Genomic DNA, 10,701 nt, shown 5'->3' with positions numbered 1-10,701 from the left:
GAGTTTCATCGTGTCTCTTCAGTCGCTGCAGACCGCCTTCGCCAACGCCTCGTGGCCCGTCAACCTCAACGCCGCCTTTCTCTCCTCGGCCGGCGCGACGCCGCCCGCGGGCTTCGATGCGCTGCTCAAGAGCGCGTTCTGCCTGGGGGACGCCACGGGCCTGTCGGTCGGGCAAGGCACGGTCGGCGCGGTGGCCGGCGGCACGTTCAGCATCACGGGCGCGACGTTGACGAACGGACTCTTCGGCGCGGCGGCCGCCGACACCTCCGTCACGCTCGTTTTCACGCTGCCGGCCGACACCTCGATCCTGCTGGTCCAGATCGTCACGGATTTGCGCGGGGGCTGGACCTTCGCCACCAGTTCCTTCCAGATGGTGGGCAAGCCGTTTTCGATGCTCGCCATCACGCAGCCCTGCATGCTGTTTTCCTCCGCAGCGGGCAGCGTGAATTGGCCCGCGCCATCGAGCAGCGCAATCCCCCTCGCCGCCGGCATGAACTTCGCAGGAACGGCGCAGCTCAACGACTATGCGCAATCGATCCTGAGCTTCACGAGCCCGGTGCTGACCCTGCCTTCGCCCCTCGTCATCAGCGGCCCGTTCGACGCCTCGGCCGTCGCCGCCTCGGGCGCCTATCCCGTCATGGATCTCAAGGCATGGCTGCCGCCGACGAGCTTTTCGCTGCTCGGCTTCAGCGCCGTCGCGCCGCGCTTCGAGTTTTCCATCGGCCCCCTTCCGGCAGACGCGGACCCTGAGGACGACGAGGGCGCAGTGCAGGACATCGCCTACGTATTTGCCGCCACCGTGACCACGGCCACCACGCCGCCGCTCGTGGTGGACTTCTCGGTCATGATCTTCGCGGACAACGCCGCCGGCGACAGCAACTACTCGCTGTTCCTCACGCCGTCGAAGGCGCTGCCCAACGCCCTGACGCCCGCGAACATCGCCGCCATCGCCGGTGTCGATACGCAATTCATCGGCGCGGTACCCGCACCGATCCAGAAGTTCTTTACGAGCATCGCGCTCCTCGGCGTCAACGTCACGGCCGTGCGGGCCTCCAGCGCCGCCATGCCGTCGATCACGTCGACGGGCGTCTCCGTCGGGACGGTGGAGAACTTCAGTCTGGTCCTGATCGACGATCCCACCGGCAAGTTCAACGTCACCCTCACCTCGCTCGAGCTGGACTGGTACGTTCTCGATCCAACCGCCAAATCCAGGCAGCAATCGCTGCTGTTCACGAGCACGTTCACGCTGATGCCGGCCGTGTTCAAGGACGACGACGGCAAGGACGGCGGACAGTTCGTCGTGACGATCGACCAGAATTACGCGATCACCGCAGCCTTCAACGGCCAGGTCAGCCTGGCGGACCTGCTGCCGGCGATCACCGGCGGCCTCGTCGGCATGCCTTCGGGCATCAGCGTGACGTTCAGCGACGTCCTGCTCTCCATCGATACCAGCGCCGGGGCGTATGCCTTCTCCTTCGTCGTCAACCTCGACGTCGACGTCATCACCTACAACGGCAATCCGCTGCTGCGCGTGCAGGACATGGTGCTGGCGATCGGCGCGCAAACCCCGCAGAAGGCGGGCGCGAAGACGACCTACAGCGCCACGATGACAGGGGGGCTGATCGTCGGCCCCGTGGGGCTGAACGTCGCGATCGAATACGACGGGGCGGCGGAGCGCCCGCAATGGCTGCTCAGCAGTTCGCTCGCGTCGCCGCTCAATCTCGGCGAACTGCTCGTCGACCTCTTCGACGTGCTGGACGGCGATCTCGGCAGCTTCCTCCCGGAATTCCTGCCAAGCCATCTTGTCGTCGATACGTTCTCGGTCGACGCCGCCATTCCCGCCGGCAACGGCGCGTCCTCGTACTCGATCTCGGGCGCCCTGGACTGGCGCACCGATGCGCTGCCGGGGCTGCCGATCGCGTGCAAGGCAAGCCTCGCGCTCGCCTATGACGGCAGCCTGGCGACCAACCGGTTCTCCGGCTCCGTGCTCGGCACCATCAGCCTCGCGTCGATCCCCTCGCTCACGATCGGCTACGCCTTCAACCAGCCGGGCAGCCAGGGCGGAACGACGCTGACCGTCCAATGGGCGGGCGTGACGGGCGCCTATGACAGCACGCACCAGACCATCAAGCTGTCGTTCAACGGCTGGAGTCTCGGCACGCTGGTGACCGAACTCGTGGCGTTGACCGGCGACGCGTATTTCACGCTGTCGGGCCCCTGGACCTTCCTCAACGCGATTTCGCTGGACGGCCTGTCCATCACGTTCTACCTCGCCGCGGACGCGAAAAACCAGATCACCGCCTCCTACACGCTGCCGAGCCCGATCACCACGGGCTTTCTCAACATCGAGGGCTTCGACTTCAACCGCGATCCGAAGACGAACAAGATCCTCTTTTCGATCCGCGGCTCGTCGCCGCTCGCGAGCAGCAGCGACCAATGGAAAAATCTCTTCGCCAGCCCCGACAATGACGGGTCGAAGCCGGCGCAGGGACAGGACGTCACCCGGATGCCGGGCGTGCCCGGCCAGGGCAACGAACTCTTCGACCTGCAGCTGCTGGCCCTCGGCCAACGCGTGTCGATCAACGATGCCAACCTCAACACGACACAGCAGGTCATCGATTCGCTCAAGCTCATCCCGAGCACGCTCGCCGGCGGGGGCAATCCGGTCAATCCCGGCAGCGGCGCGGCGAATCAGCCGTATTACAACGCGCAGAGCAACTGGCTGATTGCCGCTCATATGCTCCTGCTCGGCGTCAAGAACCCGAACGGCAAGGGGTACACCTACACCATCGACGTCATGGTGGTCTTCAACGACCCCAATCTCTACGGCCTGCGCCTCGCGTTCGCCGGCAGCAAGGCCGGTCCGCTTGCCGACCTGTCGTTCGACATCATGTACAAGAAGGTCACCGACAGCATCGGCGTCTATCAGATCGAGTTCACGCTGCCCACCGCGCTGCGGCAGTGGAACTTCGGCGCGGTCAACATCACGCTGCCGTCGATCGGCGTGGAGGTGTACACAAACGGCGATTTCCTCTTCGACGTCGGCTTCCCGTACAACATGGATTTCTCGAGGTCGTTCGTGATCCAGATGATCGTGCCGCCCGGCATACCGGTCATGGGCGGCGGCGGTTTCTACTACGGTCAACTGAGTAATGGGACGGCGACCAGCCTGCCGAAGACGATCTACGGCACCTTCGATCCCGTGATCGAGTTCGGCCTCGGCCTGCAGGCCGGCATCGGCTACTCGATCGACAAGGGCATCCTCTCGGCGGGCTTCTCGATCACGTTCTTCGGGATTGTTCAGGGTGTCATCGCGCCCTACCATCCTTATCAGCTGCCGGGCAAGCCCGGCAGCGACACCAGCGTCCAGGCCACCAACTACTTCTGGCTCGAAGGCCAGTTCGGCATCTGCGGCAAGCTCTACGGCACCGTCAACTTCGCGATCATCTCGGCCAGCGTCTCGCTCACCATCACCATCGCCGCACAGATCGTCTACGAGGCCTACCACGACATCCCGCTTTCGGTCTCCGCGTCCGTCTCGGTATCGGTTTCGGTGCGCATCAATCTCGGCCTCTTCTCGTTCTCGATCAGCTTCTCGTTCGCCACGACGATCTCGGAGGATTTCACGATCAGGAACCCGAGCAGCGAACCCGCACCCTGGCTTACGCCGCCGGGCGCCGCACTGGCGCTCGACATGCCGCACGGCCGGGCGCTTCCCGCAAGCAGCCGATACCGCGCGAAAGTCGGACGGATGCGCCGCATGGAAGCGCGGCGCCGTGTCGTACCGCTGACGTTTGCCTCGCATCCGTCGTTCGCGGTCCGCGCGAAAGCCAATGCGGCCGACCTGGCCGGCGCAGCCCCCGCGACCCTGACGATCCTGATGGCGCCTCAATTCACCGTGCTCGCTCCGGATGTCGCCAATCTCACGCTCGGGGGCCAGCAAGGCGCGTTCGTCGCGCTATTCTCGATGGACGCGCCTTCGGCGAACAGCAACGGCAACGCCTCCGGTTCGTCGTTCGCGAGCCTCTGCAGCGCACTGCTGCCGTGGGTGATCACCTCCCATCCGGGCGTCGCCGCCGACGCGTTCGACACGACCCCCGTGACCATCGAGGATCTGAAGGTCACGCTCAATTCGCTCGCGTGCCCCACCACGCAGCCTGCCATTCCCATGGCAAGCATCATCGATTTCCTGAAGGCGACCTTTACGGTCGACGTCGTCACGGACCCTTTGCTGCTCAGCCAATCGTTGCAGGACCGCTTCACCGCCGGCGCCGTGATCTTCCCCGCGCTCCCGGGGCTCGAACTCACCGTGCCGTCCCCCACGGCCGCGGGCAAGACCGTCTCGATCGCGCTTGGCAACTGGGCGCAGGTCACGCCGGACTATCGCAGCGCAGTAAATGCGGCGTTCAACAAGCTCGCCGCGACGCTCGTCAACCCGGCGAACCCTCCCGCTTCACCGCCGCCTTCCGACTGCCCGCCGGCTACCTCGAGCACGACGCCGGAGTCGCTCACGCAGGTCGTCTTCGAGGATTCCTTCGCATTGATCGCGCGCCAGCTCCTGCAAGCCGCGATCGACGCCTACGCGTCCTACCCGTACGTCCTGCAGCAAAACGATTCGATCCAGTCGATCATGGATTTTGCTCATATCGACGGCAAGCACAATCCCGACTTCACGCCCGCCGATCTCGTCAACGCCAACAGCGCGCTGTCGCTCACGGCCGGCAAGGTTCTCCAGCTTGCGGGCCTTGGGTACACGGTGCAAAGCGGCGACACGCTCGACGCGATCGCGCTCCGTTACACCGCGCCGTCGAACTCGACGGCGTCCTACGCGACGCCTCCCGCCGCCTTGATCGAGCTCGATGCCAACGCGCGCGCGACGGCGCTGCTGCAGCCGGGCGTCACGATCACGGTCGGGACGGCATCGACGACGACGGGGCCCGGCAGCAGCTTCGCGTCGGTCGCCGACGCGCTCGGGATCCCGTTGGCTATGCTCGCCGCCGACAAGGATCTGTGGGCGATGAACAAGCTCTTGCTGCCGGGCGCGACGCTTGCGATCCCGCCGATCGCCTACACCACGGCAAAGAGCCCGCTCGACACGCTCGAATCGATCCTCGACTCGTTCGGGCTCACGACCGAGGCTTTCGTCGGCGTGGCGCAAAACCTGGCTGTTTCCGGCCTCTTCGAATTCGATTCGAGCAAGGCGACGCTCGTTCAGTTGTCCAACCTGGACGAACTCACGGGCGAGCAACTCGCTCAGGCAGTCGCCGCGGGTGAAACCATCGGAAACACGGCCGGCATGGTCTCGCGTTTCATGCTGCAGGGGCTGCGCCTGCCCAACACGCCGGGGCTCACGTTGCCGCAGGCCTTCCTGTATCCGGCGCAGCAGCCCGATTACAGTCTCTATCAGCTGACCGGCCAGCAATTCCCGGTGACTTCGTTTACCGACGTGCCGATCTCGCTGGCGAAGGAGCAAACGCTCGACTGGCTGCAAATCAACGGAAGCGCCGGCAACGATTCGGGAAAAATGGATCTCTCGCCGGCAGCGGCCAATCTGCGGATCGTGCTCGATTGGGCGATCGCCCACGGCTACAATCCGAACGGCCCGGACGTGGCGCCGCCGCTGACCGTCGCCGCCGAATCGCCGCTTCGGCTCGTGCCCCAGCAGTTCGCGGCGTCCGCCTATCTGCCATGGACCACCTCGGGCACGGCCGAGATGTTGCAGATCGCATCGGCGCCGGGGTCCAGGCCGAGTCCGACCGCGCAGGTGAAGCCCATCGTGTGGGCGCTTCCGTCCTCGCTGTTGAGCGCCGTCGAGATTCAGCAACGCGCGTTGACGGCGGATGCGGACCTGAGCACGGCGCTCCGCTATCTGCCCGTGCTGGCGCCGATGACGCTCACCACGGACCCGACCACGCATATCGCGGTCCCGGCGCCCGTGGACGATTTCACGCTGGCCACGCGCATCGACTTCAAGATCCGTCAACTGCAGCAATCGGCCGGCGCCCAGACCCAGACGGCGACGACGAACACGCTGCTGCCGGCCGGTCCCGGCAATACGCCCCCGGTCACGCAACTCGCCCCCAATGCCTATGAGCTGCTCGGCCCCAACCCCAGCGACGCTCAGCTGCTGGAGCGCATCCTGCTCTTGCTGAAGGCAGCCGGGCCTTCGGCCATCAGCGGCCTGATCGTCGGGTACGGCGATCCCTCCGGCGCACAGGCGGGCCTCGTCGGCCACCTGACGAGCGATGTCTATACGTTCGTGACGCGCACCAATCTGTCGACGCAGGGCAATCCGCCGCCCCAGGCTCGCATGACATCCGCAGGCCTGGCGTCCGCCGACGGCGCCCTGCAGCCGCTCGTCAACAACTTCGCCAACGACTTCAGCGAATTCATCCAGCTGCTGTGGGAGTTGAGCACCGTGCAGTCCGGCGGCTACAGCTTCTATTGGAACGGGCTGGCGAAGGGCACCGCCCTGCCGTCCGGCATCTTCGACGCAAGCGGTTATGCGACGCTCACGATTCTCGTCACCTATGCGCGCGACGCGAGCCTGCCCTCGAGCGCCCGGATGACCGACTGCTGCAACGCCGTCTTGACGACCGGCAACATCGATCCGGCCCGCAGCACGTTCGTCATGGTCTCGCAGTCGGATCCGCAAACGGCCAGCATGCGCAGCGCCGATACGCTGGCGGGCTTCGCGACGCGCTATTCGATGACGCCCGGCACGGTCGCGCGCGACAACGCGCCGGCACCGCTGACCCAAGGCAGCACCTTCGCGCTCAGCGCCGCCGTGCACGAAGTCACCCCGGCGGACGTCGCGAGCGGCGACGTCTGGGGCACGGTCGCGCGCTACTACTCGCACAACGCCACGCCGGCAACGATCATCACCGCCGCAGCCCTGCAAGGCTACAACCCTCGTGTCACGGCGCCCGCGCTCTACACGCTGCTGTTCATTCCCACGATCGAATACGTCGTGCAGCAGGGCGACACCTTCTCCGGCATCGCCGCATACTTCGGCCTTGACGTGGAGCAGGTCGGCAGCATGGCGCAGCGCGCGGCGGGGCTGATTGCGAGCACGCAACCGCTCAACGTCGATTCGCAAAGCTTCTCGGTATCGCAGTCGATCGGCGTCGGCAACATCGGCCTGCAGCTCACGCGCGCGAATCTTCCGGCGCCCGTCGATCCGGCCAGCGCCGACTATGGGCAGCAGTACCTGTTCTCGCTCTACTCCCTGCTCGACGCCGGCTACTACGCGAACCCGTTCTTTTCGAACAGCGTCGCCGGCCTTCCGTTCGGGCCGACGAACAACGGCATTGCGCCGCAGAACCCGCGGCAGCGCTCCGCACGGCACGCCGATCGCACGCTGCAGACGTCGTTGCGGCATGGGTCACGCGTCGCCGCCATCCGCGACCCTCATGCGCGCCGGGCCATGCTGCAGGCCGAAGCGGCCAGCACCGTCCTCGGCTATGAACAGGCCCTTACGTTCGGCGCCAACGCGCTCGCGAACGCCGCGCCCGCCAATCCGCCGGCGAATCTTCCACCGGCGAGCGCCAATCCGTATCTGGGCGTCGGAACGTTCGCGCAGCTCAGCCTGCGCTGGCTCGACGTGTTCGGCAACCAGACCTCCACGCCTTTCAACCATCCGCCGAAGGACTACACCGGCCCGCTGAACAACGCCCCGATACCGATCCTCTACACGGATCGGCTCATCGCGCTGAGCCAGTGGCCGAATGTCAGCGCGTCCTACGTCTATGCGGGCTCCGCGGGCGCCCCGCAGCTGCAGATCACACTCCAGCTCAACACCGCGGCCTACCAGCCTTCGGCGGGCCAGCCGGCGCAGGCAGCCGTGACCGATGCGACGCTCTTCAACAACGTCTACTTCCAGCTCAATCAGGACTATTCCCGCCTCGGCATCCCGGGCCTCACCGGCTCCGCCGTGGCCCTCGCGATCCGCAACAGCCTGACGGGCGCAGCGGCACAGCCCCTCGGCGCGAGTGCGTCCGCGCAATTGATCGACTTCGTCAACCGTTGCGCGCAGACCGTCAATGCCGCCGCCGCAAGCCAGCCTGTCGCACCGCCGGCGACGCTCTCCGTCATGCTGACGCTCGACATCGATGTCGCCAGTGTTGTCGATCAGAACGTCACGCGCCTCCAGCTCTGGCTGGTTCAGAGCCGCCGGACGGATCTCGTCGATCCGAGCCTGCTCGATACGACCGGGGGCGCATCGGTCGAAACGGAGATTTCGCCCCGGCTCGATTACGTGCTCTCCGCGCCGGTGCCCGCGGGCGAAACACGCGACACGGCTTCCAATGCATCGGTGGACGCGCTTCTGACCTTCGCCCATGGCTTCGAAACCGCCTTCGTCACGCACGACTGGCAACTGCGCGCGGGTACCGGGCCAGCGGACCCCGACGAGGCGCTCTCGAACCAGACCTACACGATATGGTCGGTTCGCTTCAATCTGAACAACTCGTCGAAAGGCATCGCGTTCACGTTGGGTACGGCTGCTTCGTTCTTCGCGCCGAAGCCGCTCGCCAACAGCCTCTATTCGGGCAGCGTCGTGCTGCCCGTCTACGCGACAGGAAAGCCGTTGCAGTTTGGAAGCGGCCCCTCCACGCTCTTTACGAACGTCGACCTGAACAGCTGGTTTGAGCAAGCACTGGGGCTCGTCGACAACTTCCTGTCGCCCGCGTATGTCGTTCAGACCTTCATGCTCGACAAGCTGCAAGGCAACGATCCGGCATCCGCGGGCTACCTCTTCGACATACTCCAGGACAAATCCGCGCTCGCCACGACGATCGCCGGCACCCTCCGGTCGATCCTCGCGCAGCCGGACGCTTCGCCGGCCACGCTGGCGGCCGCCACGGAAACGTTGAAACAGTCGCTGCTACAGCAGCTCGGCAACGCCTACGCCGTCACCGCGACCGTCGTGCTGCCCGTGACGAACGCCACGACCCACGAGCCGTCCCAGCCGGGCACCGCGAGTCCGCCCGCCCTGTATGGGCTCCCCGTGAATCCGGCACCCTCGGCACCGAACGCCAGGACGCCGAACTACACGTTTTCGCAGGCGCTCCTGCCGCTCAATGCCGCCAAAGGCGGTAACGCCGAAGAGAACGGCACAGCCGAGTCGGCTCTCGCGTTTTTGTTCACGTGCTCGAACCCCACGTTGCAAACCAGCGTGTCCATTCCGCTCACGTATCAGATCACGCATCTGCAGAACGACATCACCGCCGTGGCCGGCATCGACGGATACCGTCAAAGCAGCTGGATCGGGTTCGTCACGGGTCCGATCTCGTATCCGGTCAACGACGGCAACAATCTCGACATTCCGGTCGCCTTGCTCGCGCTGCCCACGCCGCCGACGGCGCAGGCGCAAACGGCGGACGCGAGCAAGCTGCCGCCGGCGCCTGCCCCGCGCGACCTTGCACACTGGGACTACACATTTACCTACGTTCCAAGCGGCGTCGCGCAGGACTCGCTGCTGGGAACGGTCGCGTTCAACACGCGCGCCGCGCAATCGAACAGCGCGAATGCGCCGTCAAATGCGCTGTTCGTCGCGCTCGCCGGACTGCTTTCCTGCGCACCCGCGATCTTTGCCGACTTCAACACGTATCTGCCGCAGATCACGCCGGATATCAGCACCACCAGCCCCGCCTACCTCAACGCGGCAGCCGCGCTCGCCGCATGGAAGACGCTGATCGGGAACCTGAACGCCGCTTACTCCGATTGGGCGAACGGCAAGCTCTCCGCGCGCGCCTTGCTCGATGCCGCGCCCTCCGGCCCGCCGCCCGTCACGCTCAGCTTCTCGGTCGAGCTGGAAAAGGACGAAAGCGATGGCTCGGCGCGCGTCGTCGTCGAACCGGTGAGCGGTGACACCAGCCTCGTCCCGCTCATCGAGTACTTGTCCACGCCGTATAGCCCGCAGCCCGCCGATCCGCCAGCGGCGTTCCCCGCGACCTATCGCTACTACGATTCGGCGTCGAAGCAGTATCTCGGCTACGAGGCCGCGCTCGGACTGCCGATGACCGTGGCCTTCTCGAAGCTCGATGCGATTCGCTACCAGACGGGCGACACGTCGATCGAATTCCGGCGCAATCTCGATCTCGTTCCCGGCCGGACGGTCAGCAACGACTTCCTGTTCTCGACGCCCCCCGTAGCCTTCGCGACCCCCGCCGTTCCGCTCGTGCCGGCACCCGGCACACGCTACAACCTCGCCTCGCTCAAGCCGCCAGTCTCGCCACCGGCACAGCTATCGACGTATCTCGAGGTGTTCTTCGCGCAATTGCTGGAAACGGATGACGCAACGTGGGTGATCGCACAGGTCAGCGCGAGTGCCCAGTACCCGATCAGCGCGGTGGTCGATGCCCCTCGCATTACGCTACCCGTCGCCCTGATGCCATCCGGCGAACCGTCGTCGTCGAACGTCGCCTCGCTCGCGAATGCCGTCAGCGCATGGCTCACCGACCATCGCAGCGCGCTAAAGGGCATTGGTGCCACGATCAACGTCGCCGTGACACTGCACGGCACCGCACCGGGAGTGAGCCTTCCGATCGTCAAGATAGACGAGGTGTACGTCGATATCGATGGCCTTGCTTGAGCGTTGGCCATTCCGCTTCCGGAACCGAGGGGGCAATCCATGAGGTCGGCAGCGAGACGCCGATCGCCCCTTCATTTCGGCCGGTGTGCGTGACGGGATCACACGTG

General features: G+C 65.7%; 1 protein-coding gene. It reads left to right on the top strand.

The features are described from left to right. The first annotated feature begins 10 nt into the window (after positions 1-10). A complete protein-coding gene (locus BCO18175_RS07960) occupies positions 11-10,594 on the top strand; it encodes a LysM peptidoglycan-binding domain-containing protein (RefSeq protein WP_174980148.1) in 10,584 nt (3,527 codons plus the stop codon). Positions 10,595-10,701: the final 107 nt, after the last annotated feature.

Origin of the sequence: Burkholderia lata (assembly GCF_902499335.1) — a bacterium.
Lineage (GTDB): Bacteria > Pseudomonadota > Gammaproteobacteria > Burkholderiales > Burkholderiaceae > Burkholderia > Burkholderia lata_B.
This window is presented reverse-complemented; position numbering and strand designations above follow the sequence as displayed.